At 40.3% G+C, this 15560-nt stretch carries 16 protein-coding genes; 9 read left to right on the top strand and 7 right to left on the bottom strand.

Annotation, left to right across the window (positions count from 1 at the left end; translation table 11 throughout):
- Window positions 1-83: 83 nt before the first annotated feature.
- Both opuFB and MUN88_RS04070 read right to left on the bottom strand, forming a co-directional pair.
- A complete protein-coding gene (gene opuFB, locus MUN88_RS04075) occupies window positions 84-1607 on the bottom strand; it encodes an osmoprotectant update ABC transporter permease/substrate-binding subunit OpuFB (protein WP_244721188.1) in 1524 nt (507 codons plus the stop codon).
- Window positions 1600-2559 (bottom strand): ABC transporter ATP-binding protein, encoded by a 960-nt coding sequence (locus tag MUN88_RS04070; protein ID WP_244721186.1) that lies wholly within the window; start codon window positions 2557-2559, stop codon window positions 1600-1602. Before MUN88_RS04070 ends, opuFB begins: the two co-directional genes overlap by 8 nt.
- A gap of 149 nt (window positions 2560-2708) precedes the next feature.
- On the opposite strand from MUN88_RS04070, the gene MUN88_RS04065 reads away from it, so the two are divergent.
- From MUN88_RS04065 to MUN88_RS04035, 7 genes are all read left to right on the top strand, one after another.
- The gene (locus MUN88_RS04065; RefSeq protein WP_244721184.1) at window positions 2709-3296 is read left to right on the top strand and encodes a chromate transporter; all 588 of its coding nucleotides are present in this window, start codon (window positions 2709-2711) and stop codon (window positions 3294-3296) included.
- Window positions 3297-3310: 14 nt separating this feature from the next.
- Window positions 3311-3847, top strand: coding sequence for a chromate transporter (locus tag MUN88_RS04060; protein ID WP_244721183.1), 537 nt, complete (start codon window positions 3311-3313; stop codon window positions 3845-3847).
- Window positions 3848-3894: 47 nt separating this feature from the next.
- Window positions 3895-4839 (top strand): formylglycine-generating enzyme family protein, encoded by a 945-nt coding sequence (locus tag MUN88_RS04055; RefSeq protein ID WP_244721182.1) that lies wholly within the window; start codon window positions 3895-3897, stop codon window positions 4837-4839.
- A gap of 334 nt (window positions 4840-5173) precedes the next feature.
- Window positions 5174-5617 (top strand): DUF1801 domain-containing protein, encoded by a 444-nt coding sequence (locus tag MUN88_RS04050; RefSeq protein WP_244721181.1) that lies wholly within the window; start codon window positions 5174-5176, stop codon window positions 5615-5617.
- A 194-nt stretch (window positions 5618-5811) separates the two neighbouring features.
- A complete protein-coding gene (locus tag MUN88_RS04045; RefSeq protein ID WP_244721180.1) occupies window positions 5812-6366 on the top strand; it encodes an NfeD family membrane protein in 555 nt (184 codons plus the stop codon).
- Window positions 6367-6382: 16 nt separating this feature from the next.
- The gene (gene floT / locus MUN88_RS04040; RefSeq protein ID WP_244721179.1) at window positions 6383-7834 is read left to right on the top strand and encodes a flotillin lipid rafts scaffold protein FloT; all 1452 of its coding nucleotides are present in this window, start codon (window positions 6383-6385) and stop codon (window positions 7832-7834) included.
- Between the two features lie 512 nt (window positions 7835-8346).
- Window positions 8347-8829 (top strand): metal-dependent hydrolase, encoded by a 483-nt coding sequence (locus tag MUN88_RS04035; RefSeq protein ID WP_244721178.1) that lies wholly within the window; start codon window positions 8347-8349, stop codon window positions 8827-8829.
- Here the strand turns inward: MUN88_RS04035 and MUN88_RS04030 are convergent.
- The gene (locus MUN88_RS04030) at window positions 8826-9548 is read right to left on the bottom strand and encodes a MurR/RpiR family transcriptional regulator (RefSeq protein WP_244721177.1); all 723 of its coding nucleotides are present in this window, start codon (window positions 9546-9548) and stop codon (window positions 8826-8828) included. The genes MUN88_RS04035 and MUN88_RS04030 overlap by 4 nt on opposite strands.
- A gap of 575 nt (window positions 9549-10123) precedes the next feature.
- On the opposite strand from MUN88_RS04030, the gene MUN88_RS04025 reads away from it, so the two are divergent.
- Window positions 10124-11566, top strand: a complete 1443-nt coding sequence (locus MUN88_RS04025; protein WP_244721171.1) for a glycoside hydrolase family 1 protein — start codon at window positions 10124-10126, stop codon at window positions 11564-11566.
- A gap of 68 nt (window positions 11567-11634) precedes the next feature.
- On the opposite strand, the gene MUN88_RS04020 is transcribed toward MUN88_RS04025, so the two are convergent.
- Both MUN88_RS04020 and MUN88_RS04015 read right to left on the bottom strand, forming a co-directional pair.
- Window positions 11635-12105: a FixH family protein gene (locus MUN88_RS04020; RefSeq protein WP_244721168.1), complete on the bottom strand. Its 471-nt coding sequence runs from the start codon at window positions 12103-12105 to the stop codon at window positions 11635-11637.
- Window positions 12106-12118: 13 nt separating this feature from the next.
- A complete protein-coding gene (locus tag MUN88_RS04015) occupies window positions 12119-13459 on the bottom strand; it encodes a PepSY-associated TM helix domain-containing protein (RefSeq protein ID WP_244721166.1) in 1341 nt (446 codons plus the stop codon).
- Between the two features lie 170 nt (window positions 13460-13629).
- Between MUN88_RS04015 and MUN88_RS04010 the strand changes: the two genes are divergently transcribed.
- On the top strand, window positions 13630-14436 hold the full coding sequence (locus MUN88_RS04010) for a polysaccharide deacetylase family protein (RefSeq protein WP_244721164.1): 807 nt from the start codon (window positions 13630-13632) through the stop codon (window positions 14434-14436).
- Window positions 14437-14687: 251 nt separating this feature from the next.
- Here the strand turns inward: MUN88_RS04010 and MUN88_RS04005 are convergent, their stop codons facing one another.
- Both MUN88_RS04005 and MUN88_RS04000 read right to left on the bottom strand, forming a co-directional pair.
- On the bottom strand, window positions 14688-15137 hold the full coding sequence (locus MUN88_RS04005) for a DUF2188 domain-containing protein (protein ID WP_244721162.1): 450 nt from the start codon (window positions 15135-15137) through the stop codon (window positions 14688-14690).
- Between the two features lie 26 nt (window positions 15138-15163).
- Complete coding sequence (locus MUN88_RS04000; protein WP_244721160.1) at window positions 15164-15490, bottom strand: four-helix bundle copper-binding protein; 327 nt, start codon at window positions 15488-15490, stop codon at window positions 15164-15166.
- Between the last annotated feature and the right edge of the window lie 70 nt (window positions 15491-15560).

The raw sequence follows: 15560 nt of genomic DNA, 5'->3' as shown, positions 1-15560 counted from the left end.
CAGGTTGAAGACTACTCCCGATGAGAGTAATCGCCTGAAGTTGTCTATACGTGTGATAATAAGAAAAAGTCTTTCTCACTGTGTTATTCTGCAGGTAATAATCCTTCATTCTCTAAATATTCTCGGGCAACTTCTTGTGCACTTTTGCCTTCCACAGCAACCTGATAATTCATGTCTCTCATTTGGTCATCTGTTATTTTTCCAGCTAGCTGGTTGAGAATGCTCGCTAATTCAGGGTGCTCATCTAACGTTTCCTGTCTTAATAGAGGTGCACCTTGATATGGCGGAAATAGCTGCTTATCATCTTCTAATACTTTTAAGTTATATCTTTTTAATTCGCTATCGGTTGAATAGGCGTCAATTAAATTAATATCTCCTTCTTCGACGGCAGCATAACGGAGCTGCGGTTCCATCGTTTTTAAATTCGGAAAGGAGAGGTTATACAGATCCTGGATACCAAGATAGCCATCTTTACGATCTGAGAACTCTAATGTGAAACCAGCTTTTATTTCGCCTTCCACCGAGTGAAGATCAGAGATCGTATCCAGGTTATAGTTGCTTGCGAATTCTTCTGGAACAGCTAATGCATACGTATTGTTGTATTCCATTGGTGAAAGCATCACTAGGTTAAATTGCTCTTTTAGACCTTGTTTCGCTTGTTGGTAGACTTCTTCTTTCTTCTTACTGTTGGCTTGCTCCTTCAGAAATTGTGTTAATGCGGTGCCAGTAAACTCAGGGTAAATATCAATCGAGCTTGTCTGTAAAGCATTAAACAAGAAGGATGTTTTCCCTAAGCCTGGTTCTAGCTCCACTTCTATATCCGACTGTTCCTCGATTAATAATCGATACATATTGATAAGTATTTCTGGTTCGGTCCCTAATTTACCGCCAATCACAACCGTGTCATTATTGGACTTCAGTAATAAAGGTGTCATAATGAAGAGCACCGAGATCAACAAGATAATAGTGATTGTCAGTAAGGATTGTTTGAAGGAGAATGTCTCCATTTTACGTAATAGAATATCGAATAAAATGGCCAATAATGCAGCAGGGATTGCCCCCAACACAATTAATGACGTGCTATTCCGATCAATTCCTAGTAAAATAATATCCCCTAAACCACCAGCTCCAATAAGTGCTGCGAGTGTGGCTGTACCCACAATTAGTACCATCGACGTGCGAATCCCAGCCATCATGACAGGCATTGCCAGTGGTAATTCTACCTTTACTAAACGTTTGGAAGTATTCATCCCCATTGCTGTCGCTGCTTCGATCAGAGAAGGATCGACTTCTCGGATACCGGTATAAGTGTTCCGTAAAATTGGTAACAGTGCATAAAGTATCAGGGCGATAATTGCCGGGATTTTTCCAATACCAAACAGAGGAATAAATAAACCTAATAATGCCAGAGATGGAATCGTTTGCAGAATGGCGGCAATACCGATAATTGGCTCTGCAATTTTATCCTTCTTCGTTAAATAGATTCCTAATGGTATGGAAACAAGTACGGCAAAACATAATGCAATAAAAGAAATCTGGATATGTTCAAATAGCGCTTGCCATAATTGATCTTGTCTTTCAGTGAAAACATGGATGAAATTAGACATATTCTCCCCCGCCTTCCTTTAGCGAAGTCGAGAGATAGTGGATCATCATCTGCCGGTCTATCTTCCCTTTGATGTTACCGTCAGAGGTAACATATAATTCAGAATGATTGTTCAGTTTGGCTAATACCTGATCCAGCTTAGCAGTAATATCAATGGTATGTGTCGTGTCATTTTTCATCGAAGACAGAGGCTGCATGATTTTTTGTAACTGAAAATTTGAGCCAATTTTGTTGCTGGATCCGACAAAATCGCTGACGAAATCGTTGGCAGGGTTGGACAGTAATTGCTCAGGTGTTCCGATTTGCACGATTTCGCCATCTTTCATTAAACAGACTTGATCCGCTAATTTAATCGCCTCTTGCATATCGTGGGTAACGAATACGATTGTTTTGTTTATCTTTTTTTGTAATTCAATCATATCGTCCTGTAATTTTTCCCGACTGATCGGGTCTAAGGCGCTGAACGGTTCATCCATTAAAATAATGTCAGGATCAGCTGCTAATGCACGGATCACCCCAACGCGTTGCTGCTCTCCACCTGAGAGTTCATGCGGCTTGCGATTTCGATATGTATCAGGATGAAGCCCTACCATTCCCAGCAACTCATCCACCCGCTTTCTGATGGCGTCTTGAGACCACTGTTTTAATTCGGGAACAACAGCGATATTTTCTGCAATTGTCATATGTGGAAAAAGGGCGATTTGCTGTAAGACATAGCCAATATTCCATCTTAGTTCATGAATGTTATATTCACTAATTTTTTTATCATCAATGAGAATGGTTCCTTCAGATAAGGGGATTAGTCTGTTCATCATTTTTAATGTTGTAGTTTTGCCGCAGCCACTCGGGCCGATTAACACAAAAAATTCTCCGTTGGTGATAGTGAAATTAATCCGATTGACAGCTATCGTACCATCGGGAAATTGTTTGCTTACATCATGAAACGTAATCATTTCCATAACTCCTTTATATTTAAATATTTCCTATGCATACTTTTACCCTAAATGAATAAACGCAATCATAAGAAGAAATAAATACTTTTAACCAATTAGGATAAAAGTGTGTTATGATGGAATTAACATAGGTATACGGAGTGGTGTCGATGAATGGAAAAATGCTTGTTTCTTTGTTTATGACCTTCCTTAAGATTAGCCCGATGACATTCGGTGGAGGCTATGCAATGATCCCGTTGATTGAAAAAGAAATCGTTGATCGAAAGAAATGGGTAGAAGCAAAAGATCTTTCGGAAATTTTTGCGCTTGCACAGTCCGTGCCGGGAGCGATTGCGATTAATGCTGCTACATTTGTCGGATATCGGCTGGCTGGAGTTATGGGGGCGCTAGTTGCAATGATTGGAATTTTACTCCCTACATTTTTAATCGTCGTGACGTTAAGTATGGTGTTTGTTTTAATTAAAGACAATGCACTGGTTGCGGATGCATTCATGGGAATCAGACCTGCTATTGTCGCTTTAATTGCTTTTGCAGCCTATCGGATTGGAATTACAGCACTTTATGATAAAACAACAATCGGAATCGCCGTAATAACGGTAGTTTTATTATTCCTGCTTCCGGTTCATCCTGTCGTGATTATTATTGGAGGTATCATTGTGGGGTTACTTATTGTGGAACTGAAAAAACATTTAGGATTTACTACACATTTAGAGAAGGTTCAGAAATCTGTGAGGTAGTTGGGGGAATTCGTTTGGAATTAGTTACAATATTTTGGACTTTTTTATTAATCGGTTTTGTTTCGTTTGGGGGCGGGTATGCGATGCTGCCATTAATTGAAACAGAGGTGACAAGCCATCATTGGATGTCGACACAGGAATTGACTGATGTTATCGCGGTTGCCGGTATGTCACCTGGACCGATTGCAACAAACAGTGCTATTTTTGTTGGTTATCATGTAGCGAGTTTCCCTGGGGCGATGATGGCTGCTTTAGGCATGGTTATTCCATCTTTCTTAATAATTTTACTGCTATCCGCCTTCTTCTTTCATATTCATCACCATAAGCTCGTAAAATCTGCACTTTACGGCTTGCGACCGATCATTACTGGCCTGATCGCCTACGCAGCCTTGAAATTTGCGATAAGTAATCAACTAATAAGCACGGTATCATGGCAAAGCCTCAGTTTATGTTGTATATTCGTGTTAGCGCTTCTATCACTTATTAAGTGGCAAGTACATCCTATTGTGGTTATTGTAATGTCAGGTGTAGCAGGAATGGTGTTATACTAACTTTCAATAGAACACGGATACTTAACTATAAGGAAAGGAGTGATAAGGTGGAACATGAAAAGCCAAAAAGCTGCTGTCAGGTTAGCAGGGCAGCAATAGATTTGAATAAACAAACCAGCAATCAGCAGGTCGAGGAGAAAGAGCAGAAGCATACAGGCATGGTTTTGCTAGAAGGTGGCTCCTATTTAATGGGAACCAATGATGAGGATGGTTTTAAAGCAGATGGTGAGGGACCTGTTCAAGAAGTAAGTGTGGCCCCGTTTTATCTAGATATTCATACCGTCACCAACAGACAATTTAAAGCATTTATTAATGATACCGGTTACCAAACGGAGGCAGAGCAATATGGCTGGTCGTTTGTTTTTTATCAATTTATTGATAAAAACACGAATGCAAACCTGCAACAGGTACCAGGGACACCCTGGTGGTTTGCAGTAGAAGGTGCCTATTGGTATCAACCGTTTGGCAAAGATTCAAATGTAGAGGATAGGATGGATCATCCGGTAATTCATGTTTCGTGGAATGATGCACATGCATATTGTAAGTGGGCTGGTAAGCGGTTGCCTACCGAAAAAGAGTGGGAATATGCAGCAAGAGGTGGGCTGGTCCAAAAACGATATCCATGGGGTGATGAATTACATCCAAATGGAGAGCACCACTGTAATATTTGGCAAGGAAACTTCCCCCAGAACAACACAAAAGAGGATGGATATACAGGAACAGCTCCCGCTCAATCCTTTCCAGCTAATAATTATGGATTGTACAATATGGCGGGGAATGTGTGGGAATGGTGTGCAGATACATTTACAACGGACCGAACAGGGCAGTTAGATAGGGATTATGTCAATGGTAATGTATCAAAAGTGATGAGAGGTGGCTCTTATTTATGTCATCATTCCTACTGTAACAGGTATCGTGTGGCAGCGAGAAGTTCGAACACGGCTGATAGCTCATCAGGGAATATTGGTTTTCGGTGTGTGAAAGACAGGTAAGATTTTTGTTCGTAGATAAGAAAGAAAAAGTAGAGGCTTTGTACCGATGTTTAAGATTAGAGGCCATGTACAGCTACAGCACCCACAAACTAAGCGACTTCCTTCATCGCCCGTTATACAAGACTTGCCGATTGGTGATAACCAGGGGCCTAATCGCGCTTATGCCCTTTGACGAAAGTCATCATCGAAATCACTTGATCACCCTGAATCCTTTATCTCAGTTGATGCCGTCCAGTCGCTACTTTCTAAACGGGCGTTTGCGCTACTCTTAGTATAAGCCCATGTTTAACTGTCTGTGTTATAGTATGAGATATACCAATACGAGGTGATAACAATGTCTGATATGATCAGTGAATACTTGGCAGATAAAGATGAGAAGTGGCATCAACCGTTTCTCAAGTTGTATCAAACCATTGACGAACACATTCCAAATGGGTTTGCATTTCAGCTTCAATATGGCATGCCTTCATATGTTGTACCATTGTCTACTTTTCCAGATGGCTATCATTGTGAAAAAGACACCCCACTTCCTTTTTTAAGTATTGCAGCACAAAAGCGTCATATCGCGGTTTATCATATGGGGATTTATGCAGATGATGATTTGCTATCCTGGTTTGAGGCTGAATATCCGAAGCATATGTCCACCAAGTTAAATATGGGCAAAAGTTGTATTCGTTTTACCAATCCGAAAAAGATTCCGTATGAATTGTTAGGTGAATTAGCATCAAAAGTAACGGTAGAGGGATGGATTAATCGTTATACAACTTCCATCAGATAACGGAGATTACGGACCCATACTCATAATGAGTGTGGGTTTTTTGCGTTAGCAAAGTATTGAATGTTATCAGAGTAGTAATTCGACGTGGTAAAAATTCTTAGGTATAAGAAAATGATGGAACTGCTGTTAATGAGGACAAAGTATTCAATATTAATGTAAAAATTGGGAACTTTTTAACGATTTGATTCGTATATATGAGTAGACATTCAACAGGAGGTGTACCGATTGGAGTAATTGATATTTATTGGTGGTTGCTATGGGGAAGTCTGGGCTTCGCTGTCTTGTCCTTGTTTCTTGGAAATATCCTTGATGGCTTGTTAGATAGTGTGTTTGATAGTTTAGGTGAATTTTTCAACCCATTATTAGTATTTGGTACCTTGTCCGTCGTTGCTGGTGCGGGGGTGCTGTTAACCAAATATTCCTCATTGCTTCCTGTCCTTGTTCTGTTGATTAGCTTGTTGATTGGATTTGGAGCATATCTGCTTATCTATTATTTTCTGGTGATTCCTATGTCCAATGCAGAATCTTCTGCTTCCATTTCCGTACAGGATTTAGTAGGGGAAGTCGGTGAGGTGATCACATCGATTCCTGAGAAAGGAATGGGTGAAATCTTTATCGCAAGGTCAAATGGCAGCCGGAGTGAAACAGCGGTCAGCTTTGACAACAAGGTGATTAAACAAGGGCAACAAGTTGTGGTTGTAGAGGTTAAAGACCAGATTCTTTATGTATCAGAGTTAGACGAAATTTAAGGAGGGAGAGAATCAGATGGATATATTAATTGTAGTTGGTGTAGTTGTCGCCATCATCTTAGCATTCGCTATTCTTTTTGCAGCACGTTATAAAACAGTTGGTGCAGATGACGCGATGATCGTAACCGGTAGTTTTCTTGGCAGTAAAAATGTACATAAGACCGAAGATGGTGGAGGTATTAAGATTGTCCGTGGTGGCGGTGCATTTATTTTACCAATTTTCCAACAGAAGGAGAATATTAGTTTACGCTCTCATAGTTTAGATATTTCTACTCCTAATGTCTATACCGAAAATGGTGTGCCCGTGATGGCTGATGGTACGGCGATTATTAAAGTTCAAAGTACAACCGAGGGTATAGCTACTGCCGGGGAACAATTTTTGGGTAAAGACAATTCTGAGTTACGTAAGGAAGCACAGGAAGTATTAGAAGGACATTTACGTGCGATTCTTGGTACGATGACGGTAGAAGAGATTTACAAAAATCGGGAGCGTTTTGCCCAAGAGGTTCAGACACAGGCAGCCGTCGATTTGAAGAAAATGGGGTTGCAAATTGTCTCGTTTACGATTAAAGATGTTCAAGATGAAAATGGCTATCTTGAAGCGTTAGGTAAACCGCGAATTGCGGAGGTAAAGCGTGATGCTCAGATTGCTGAAGCAAATGCAATGCGTGATGCGCGTATTCAAAAGGCGCAGGCTGAGCGTGAGAGTAAAGGTGCGGAGCTGTTAAGTGAGACACAAATTGCGGAATCAACAAAAGAGAAAGAACTGAAAGTAGCCTCATATAAGCGTGATCAGGATACGGCTCGAGCTGAAGCAGATATGGCCTATAAATTACAAGGTGCGAAATCAGAACAATTAGTCAAACAAGAAGAAATGCAGATTCAGCTTGTTGAGAAAAATAAACAAATTGAGATCGATGAAAAAGAAGTATTGCGTAAACAGCGTCAATATGAAGCGGAAATTTCTAAGAAGGCAGAAGCAGAACGTTATGCAACCGAACAAAAAGCAGAAGCGGATAAAGTTACGCGTGTCAAAAATGCTGAAGCAGAATCAGAACAAATTCGCCTGGATGGTTTAGCGGAAGCAGATGCGATCCGTGAGAAGGGTCTGGCGGAAGCGGAAGCGAAAGAAAAACTTGCCGAAGCAATGGATAAATACGGAGAAGCAGCTATTCTCGAAATGATTATCAAGATGTTGCCTGATTTCGCAGCGAAAATTGCAGAACCAGTACGCTCTATTGACAAGGTAACAGTTGTCGATAGTGGAAATGGAGAAGGTGACGGGGCGACACGTATGAGCCAATACGTTACAAAATTGATGAGCCAGCTGCCAGAAACGTTAAAAGATGTATCTGGTGTTGATTTGAAAGGGATGCTAGATAATGTAGCGTCCAGCAGTGAGTCCAAAATAAAGCAACAACTGTCAAATCAAAAAGATAGACCGGCATATAGCGAATCAGACGAGTGAAGGGTTCACAAACCGATTGGTCGAAAACAGACCAATCGGTTTCCTTTTTATATAATTGCTGTCGTTAAGGCGAATAGAAGAAGTGAATCGCACTCACAACGTTGTAGCACTTCCTTAAGCGTAGGAAATATGCGTAGACTCCCGTGGGATCAGCGCGAGCTGAAGATCCATTTAGTCTGTGCCTGTGTCTATAAGTATTGCTTCGAAGCAGGCTTCCTCGGCACAAGGCAGCAATGAAGTAGTTCAAGTAGTAGCCTAGCTGAAGCCGTGCCCCACAGGACGCGGAGCATATTTCCGGAGCTTTGCTAAGCACATACTACCTATCAAATGACCAATTTATAATACAGTTCCACTTTACATAATCCGTGTTATAGGTAGTTGTATATTATATACGTTAGTTAGGTCCAGGGGACTTACCCGTTTTTTCTTGTCGAAACATATGTTCTAATCATGTTATTCATGTTATGATAGACAAGCAAAAATATTGAATGATAGAAGGAGAAACGACAGCGATGACAGGGAAAACACATCTTATGGGAGGGATTGCGACGGCGACGGTGTTAGCGACGTATACGGAATATGATCCTGGACTGTTTATCGCAGCTGGCGCCATTGGTGGGCTGATTCCGGACATATGCCATGGTGGAAGTAAAATAGGGAGAAGGTTTCCTTTGCTCTCGAAAATCATTAACAGCATCTTCGGTCACCGGACGTTTACCCACAGTTTACTATTTTTAGTGGTTATGCATTTTATTCTCACCATGTTTATTACCAATCAATCGATAATCATGGGAGGGATGGCCGGAATGGTCAGTCATTTCGTATTAGATGCAATGACCAAAAATGGGATCAAGTTATTCTACCCAGTTAATATCACGGTTCGTTTTCCTGTAACAACAAGAACTGGCGGGACGGTAGAACATGTCGTCTTACTGGTGTTGACAATTGTCACTATTTATTATGGGAAAGATATTATTTCCACGCCCTTATTTTAAAAAGGTGTGGAAATTTTTCTTGCAATCGATTCTAGTATATAAACAACAGGAATCTGGGTCGTAATGTTCGAGCTTTGAAAGGTTTCCTCAGTGACATAATAAGCAAGGTTTAGATCGGACAGTTTTGCGATAGTAGACAGTTTGTGGTTGGTAATACTTATAATTGTACTGCCTTCCTGTTTCAGCTGATCAACTTGAGTAATGGTAAAAGGTGTCTCTCCTGAAACCGACAGCACAACGGCAACACTGTTATCGCGGAATTTAGCATGAATCGGATAGTGCGGATCTTTAATGTACATAGAAAATTTCCCTAAGCTGGAAAAATATCTGGCACCATATTCAGCGAGAATACCGGAACTTCCAATGCCAGTGAAAATCACACTGTCAGCTTTTTCAATTAGTACAGCGGCTTCTTCCATTTTCTCTTCAAGGTCACCGGTCAGGGTTCGTTCAAAGAACTCTGTTATTGAATGCTGTGTACTGCGGATGGTTGTTTTCTTTTCTTCAGCAAGAGTCATTTTCAGCTTTACTTTAAATTCGGTAAAACCATCACAATCTACTTTGCGACAAAATCGTAATATGGTAGCAGTCGACACATGTGTCTCATCTGCCAGCTCCCGAATCCTCATATATCCTACTTTTTCACTGTATTTGACAATATAATTATATAAACTCATCTCTAAATCATTGAAAGATGAAATCATCTCGTGCGTAAACATGTTAGCCCGCCTCCTTTTCTCTAAGCCATATAATCACAATCACAGTAATGAATAAGGTATTTGACCCTAAAAATGTAATAGTTCGAAAGTAATGTAATACCGATTTTATAAAGTGGGATTGCATGACAATGTGGTTATTTTGATATGTAGTATTTGCTTAGCAAAGCTCCGGCAATAAAACATGTTAACTCTTGCACCAGTTGTAGAATCCATACATCAGCGTAGGCCAACCACGTAGACTCCCGCGGTGCAAGGCAGCAAGGAAGTAATTCGAGTAGTAGCCTAGCTTCAGCCGTGCCCCGCAGGACGCGAAGTGGTTGGCCGGAGCGATATCCTAGCACATAAATCATTTCAAAATTACCATTAAGCTACTTTACATAATCCGTATTATAGATAGCTAACTGAGGATTATGCCTGATTTTTAAATTGTAGCATACTACAGAAGATGTTACACGCTGTAACTATCATGAAACAAATCACGAAAGCTGTGAAATACTACTAGAGTATGAATTCATATTTACCTGGTATTTGTTTCAAACTATAATGCAAGTAACAGCAAAAGAGGAGGTAACAATATGGCAATTAAAAACTACCAATTTCCTAAAGGTTTTTTATGGGGAGGAGCCACGGCAGCTAACCAAATCGAAGGCGGCTTTCATGAGGGTAACAAAGGCATGAACATTGCAGACGTGTTACCAGGTGGAAAAGGTCGTCTGAATATCCTGCAGGAACCTGGCTTTCATTTTGAAATTGATACTGATAAATATACGTATCCGAATCATGAAGCAATTGATTTTTACCATCGATATAAAGAAGATATTGCATTGTTTGCCGAAATGGGCTTTAAAGTGTTTCGCATGTCGATTGCTTGGACAAGAATCTTTCCAAATGGTGATGAAACAGAACCGAATGAGGAAGGATTAGCTTTTTATGACAGGGTCTTTGATGAACTACTCAAGCACCAGATTGAACCGGTTGTTACGATTTCTCATTACGAGATGCCGGTTAATTTAGTGAAAAACTATGGTGGATGGAGCAGTAGAGAAGTAGTCACTTTCTTTGATCGCTATGTACATGCTATTTTTAACCGATATAAAGACAAAGTGAAGTATTGGATGACGTTTAATGAAATTAACAGTGGATTAATCATGCCAATAATGGGGCTTGGCTTCTCGATTCAACAAGAGGAAGACAAGTACCAGAAAACGTTCCAGGCTTATCACCATCAATTCGTGGCAAGCAGTTTAGCAGTAAAAGCTTGTCATGAAATTATTCCAGAAGCACAAATTGGCTGTATGATTCTTTATGCACCGGTTTATGCATATGATGCCAATCCGAAAAATGTGATGCATGCACTTTCGGAGGAACGGTTATTCAATTATTTCTGTGCGGATGTACAAATTCGAGGAGAATACCCTGCTTTCATTAACCGTTATTTTAAAGAAAATAGTATTCGGTTAAATGTGGAGGAAGGCGATTTAGAGTTGATCAAAGAGCATACGGTCGATTACATTGGCTTCAGTTACTATATGTCACGTACAGAAAAAATAACGAAAACTGATGACGATAAAGCACAGGGCAATATTCTGCAAGGTGTGAAGAATCCATTCCTAAAAGCGAGTGAATGGGGTTGGGAGATTGACCCAGAAGGGTTGCGTATTGCGTTGAATCAACTATATGATCGCTATCGTGTACCTCTATTTGTTGTAGAAAATGGACTTGGAGCTGTTGATGAAGTAGAAGCAGATGGTTCGATAAACGATGATTATCGCATCGAATATCTTCATGACCATATTGCAGCAATGGGGGAAGCGATCGAAGACGGCGTCGACCTTATGGGATATACCGCTTGGGGCTGTATCGACTTAGTCAGTGCCTCTACAGGTGAAATGTCCAAACGATACGGTTTTATTTACGTTGACAAAGACGATGAAGGTAATGGAACGTTAGAAAGAAGCAGAAAAAAATCATTCTATTGGTATCAAAAAGTCATTTCGTCCAACGGAAAAACATTATAATAAAAAAGTACAGATCATCTTGATTGATGATCTGTACTTTTTTTGTGACGCGCTGATTTCCCCTCTTTTTAATGATGGGAGGAGTGGTCTTCTTCGCTTTCTTTTTTCTGCCTGTCTAGAAATGCTTGTTCTTCTTCAGACAATTCACCGACGATGATCCGTTTTATCGGCATAATGTCGGAATGTTCCGATTCAGCACGAACCTGTAAGTAATAGATGCCATCCTCCGCAAACGTATAATCCGTGTGATAAACGCCAGGCTCTTGTAATTCCAGCGCTACTTCTGTTTTCACTTCAGGCTGAAGTGGCATCCATAACTCTGCAGAAATGTTTTGCACATTATCTGCAGGGGTGTTGTTCTGTTGCAGTGTAACATTAATAGGTGTATTCGTATTTGCCTCTATGTTGCTAGGTAAATCTATCGTTATTGTAAATGGCTGCTCCGTATGATATTGATCGGCTGCATCTTCGTTAAGCTGGTTAGCCGAGCATGCGGATAGCAGTGCGGTTAGGAATGTGATCATAACTATTTTTTTCATACTGTACCTTCCTTTACTGTACTTGAAAAATCCGTTTGAGAGATGGAACTCTGCGAATGACGAGCCAGTCTAGTAAAAATATTACAATAACTGAAATCCCAAGTAACGGAAGTAGTAAGCTGAATATAATTAATAACGCAATGAGTACTTTAGATGACAATACGCTTGGGGCGATCGGTGCACCTAAGTGTTGATCCGGCTTGCGTTTCCACCACATGATAATGCCGCTGACGACAATGGCAATGATACCTAAACAGACCAATGCACCTATGATCTGATTGGCTAATCCGAATTCTAATCCTTTATGAATCGTAATACCTGTTGCTATTAGTTTTCCAATAGGTTCATAGTGTTCATACCGATAGTCTGCTAATATAGCACCGGTATACTGATCAATATGCATAGTCGCTTCATCCTGAGCCTTTGGCGAAAATGCTGATATCGTGTAAACGCCAGTTGGTGTGCTTGGATAAAACACTTCATAGGTTGGATATACATCTGTTTCATTGGCGGTACTGACTACTTCATTAATGCTGACCGGAATAAACCCCTGTTGATGCGTAGATTCTGGTACCGGCATCGATTCAGCGGGCCAGGCTACATCGGCAATATCTTTAGTTAAGACTGTAGATTCTGGTGCATTGCCGACCCATATTGAAGGTGGATAGCCTACACCAAGATTGGTTGCGGTATTTTGAATCTTTGTTCCAAGAAAACCTGACCAGAATAAGCCCGAAAACACGAGGAACAAAATGGCTAGTGATAGCCAAAATCCTGTGACTGCATGCATATCTCTGAAAAAAATACGTTTGTTTTGATTTAGTCTTGGGATAATTGTGCCCTTTGCTCGTTTCTTTTTTCTTGGGAACCAAATGAACAAGCCCGTCACGAGCAAGATGATAATCCAGCAGGCAGCTAGCTCGACAATGCGATCTCCCCATGTACCAAGCATTAACTCCCCATGGAATTCCTCGACACGGTCAAAAATTCGATGCTGATCATTTAATTCACCAACAATATTTGTTGTGTACGGATCGACGAATATCGTATAAGATGCTCCATCAAGTGATATACCTACTTCAGCAGAGCGATCATCTGTCTCACCAGGGCGATAGCTCGTAACAGTCGCATCCGGATATTCTAACAGAACAGTATCCACTTGTTGCTGTGGTGTAGTTTTGTCTGCTTGTACTTCTACTTGATAGTAATCCTGATACATGATTTCTTCGATTTGAGGCTTAAATAAATAAATCCCACCAGTTACAGCTAAGATAAAGAGAAAAGGAGCAATAAATATTCCGGCGTAAAAATGCCATCTCCAGATTGTTTTATATAATGATTTATTGTTTTTCATTGCTGTCTCCTTTAGTTGTATTAACAAATTGTATTGTAATAGAATAGTGAATCAAAATACATAGACATATTATGAATATTATGTGAAATAAAAGTGAAGTTCCTGTATACTTTAGTGAAAGCGTTTTATTTGAATGACTTACTGGTTATTGTTTTATAGGAGGGTATCGAATGACAAGAGTAGTGATGGCCTTTCCAGAGGGAAAGCATAAAGTACTGACGATGAGTTATGATGACGGAAGAGCCGCCGACAGAAGGTTAGTCCAGCTATTTAATCAACATGGCATAAAGGGTAGTTTTCATTTGAATTCCGGGCTTTTAGGAGAAGGAGATCGCATCGCAGCGGATGAAGTTGCGGCTTTGTATGCAGGGCATGAAATTTCCGCCCATACGGTCACACATCCGACCATTGAACGTAGCCCAAAAGTACAATTAATCGAAGAAGTGATGGAAGATCGAAAGGCACTGGAATCAATATCTGGTTATACAGTGCGAGGAATGTCGTATCCAAATGGATCTTATAATTCTCTGATTAAAGAATTGCTGCCACATATAGGGATCGAATACAGCAGAACGGTGCACAGTACGTTGAAATTTGCCGTACCAGATGATTTCCTGGAATGGCATCCGACTTGCCATCATAATCATCAGTTACTGTCACTAGCCGATCAATTCCTGTCATTACATAAGAAACAATATATTTATATGTTTTATGTATGGGGTCACAGCTATGAATTTGCCGATGATGACAATTGGGAGCTGATTGAGCAATTTTGTGAAAAAGTAGGTGGACAGGATGATATTTGGTACGCCACAAATATCGAAATAGTCGACTATTATCATGCATTCCATCGCTTGCAATTTGCTGCTGACAGTCAATTTGTTTGTAATCCTTCTGCACAATCCGTCTGGTTGATTGTGAACGGCCAAATCGTAGAAGTTCCAGGAGGAGAGCGCGTAATGTTAACAGCTTATTAAGAAAGAAAGGATGACCACAACAGGGGGAAGTACCTGTGGTCATCCTTCCGATTATTCACTGTCTTCATTGTCACGCTGTTTATTGCCTTTCGCATATTTACCTTGGCGGCCATATTCTTTGTTTGTTTTTTCTGTTCTTTCTTCGCCGCTTTTTCCTTGATGGTCAGCCATATGAATATGCCTCCTTTCTTTGCTTGTATTTATTTCATACCCGCTATTCAATTCACAAAACTATTATGTTGAAAAAATAGTTAATATTGTAATTTATTTTGAATTGATCCGTCCTGGCGATGTATCGTAACTTGTGTGTCTTTATTTTTTGCAATTTCTTTTGCTCGATCGATGGCATCTTGTTTGTATTGATATACATTGGCTGGTTCTTTTGCATCCTGTGTCATGACAGCCCATTGATCTTCATGTGGCACAACATGTTGGCCTTTATCTAATAACTCAGGGCGATTCGATTGTGTCTTATTATCATGTGATCGAAGTTGCTGATCGCTGCTGTTGATCATTTTATTGATTTCTTCTCTCGTTGCATTCTCGTACCATTCTTTTGCTTGTTCCGTTGCGATCGGAATAGCACGATCTTCCGGGTACCCTTCATCCAGCATCGCATTGGCCATATCGATCGCTTTTTTTCTAACTGCGGTGTCCAGATTTTTTAAAGAACTTGGATAATCATTTGTGTCCCAAGGCATATGATAACTCCTCTCCTATAAAAAAGTTATGCGATGGACTTGCATGCTTCCGCACATTGAAAACATGCGTCGACACATTTTTGACAATGATCATATTCATGTTTTTTACATTCTTCGCCGCATGCTGTACAAATCTCAGCACAGACTGATGCTAATTGCGACACGAATGGGGAATTTCTCGTGATCGCAGACTCTAAATAATGACAGATATCTGCGCATTCACGATCAAGACGAATGCATGGTGCCATCATCTTGACATTTTCTTCTTTTAAACAGGCATCATAACAATGGTTACATGCCGCCATACACGCGTGTAGGGTTTCCAGTAATTGCTGGTGTTGCTGATAACTCATTGTAAATACCTCCATCTTTTTATATAGTTATTTGTTAACATTCCCATAATTTTTCGATGTAAACATTCTT

The sequence above is a fragment of the Gracilibacillus caseinilyticus genome (assembly GCF_022919115.1).
Classification (GTDB): domain Bacteria; phylum Bacillota; class Bacilli; order Bacillales; family Amphibacillaceae; genus Gracilibacillus; species Gracilibacillus caseinilyticus.
This window is presented reverse-complemented; position numbering and strand designations above follow the sequence as displayed.

Excerpts from the sequence above, each read along its gene's own strand:
- opuFB (WP_244721188.1), bottom strand. The coding sequence starts at position 1,607 with ATGTCTAATTTCATCCATGTTTTCACTGAAAGACAAGATCAATTATGG.
- MUN88_RS04070 (WP_244721186.1), bottom strand. The coding sequence starts at position 2,559 with ATGATTACGTTTCATGATGTAAGCAAACAATTTCCCGATGGTACGATA.
- MUN88_RS04065 (WP_244721184.1), top strand. The coding sequence starts at position 2,709 with ATGAATGGAAAAATGCTTGTTTCTTTGTTTATGACCTTCCTTAAGATT.
- MUN88_RS04050 (WP_244721181.1), top strand. The coding sequence starts at position 5,174 with ATGTCTGATATGATCAGTGAATACTTGGCAGATAAAGATGAGAAGTGG.
- MUN88_RS04045 (WP_244721180.1), top strand. The coding sequence starts at position 5,812 with ATGAGTAGACATTCAACAGGAGGTGTACCGATTGGAGTAATTGATATT.
- floT (WP_244721179.1), top strand. The coding sequence starts at position 6,383 with ATGGATATATTAATTGTAGTTGGTGTAGTTGTCGCCATCATCTTAGCA.
- MUN88_RS04035 (WP_244721178.1), top strand. The coding sequence starts at position 8,347 with ATGACAGGGAAAACACATCTTATGGGAGGGATTGCGACGGCGACGGTG.
- MUN88_RS04030 (WP_244721177.1), bottom strand. The coding sequence starts at position 9,548 with ATGTTTACGCACGAGATGATTTCATCTTTCAATGATTTAGAGATGAGT.
- MUN88_RS04025 (WP_244721171.1), top strand. The coding sequence starts at position 10,124 with ATGGCAATTAAAAACTACCAATTTCCTAAAGGTTTTTTATGGGGAGGA.
- MUN88_RS04020 (WP_244721168.1), bottom strand. The coding sequence starts at position 12,105 with ATGAAAAAAATAGTTATGATCACATTCCTAACCGCACTGCTATCCGCA.
- MUN88_RS04015 (WP_244721166.1), bottom strand. The coding sequence starts at position 13,459 with ATGAAAAACAATAAATCATTATATAAAACAATCTGGAGATGGCATTTT.
- MUN88_RS04010 (WP_244721164.1), top strand. The coding sequence starts at position 13,630 with ATGACAAGAGTAGTGATGGCCTTTCCAGAGGGAAAGCATAAAGTACTG.
- MUN88_RS04005 (WP_244721162.1), bottom strand. The coding sequence starts at position 15,137 with ATGCCTTGGGACACAAATGATTATCCAAGTTCTTTAAAAAATCTGGAC.
- MUN88_RS04000 (WP_244721160.1), bottom strand. The coding sequence starts at position 15,490 with ATGAGTTATCAGCAACACCAGCAATTACTGGAAACCCTACACGCGTGT.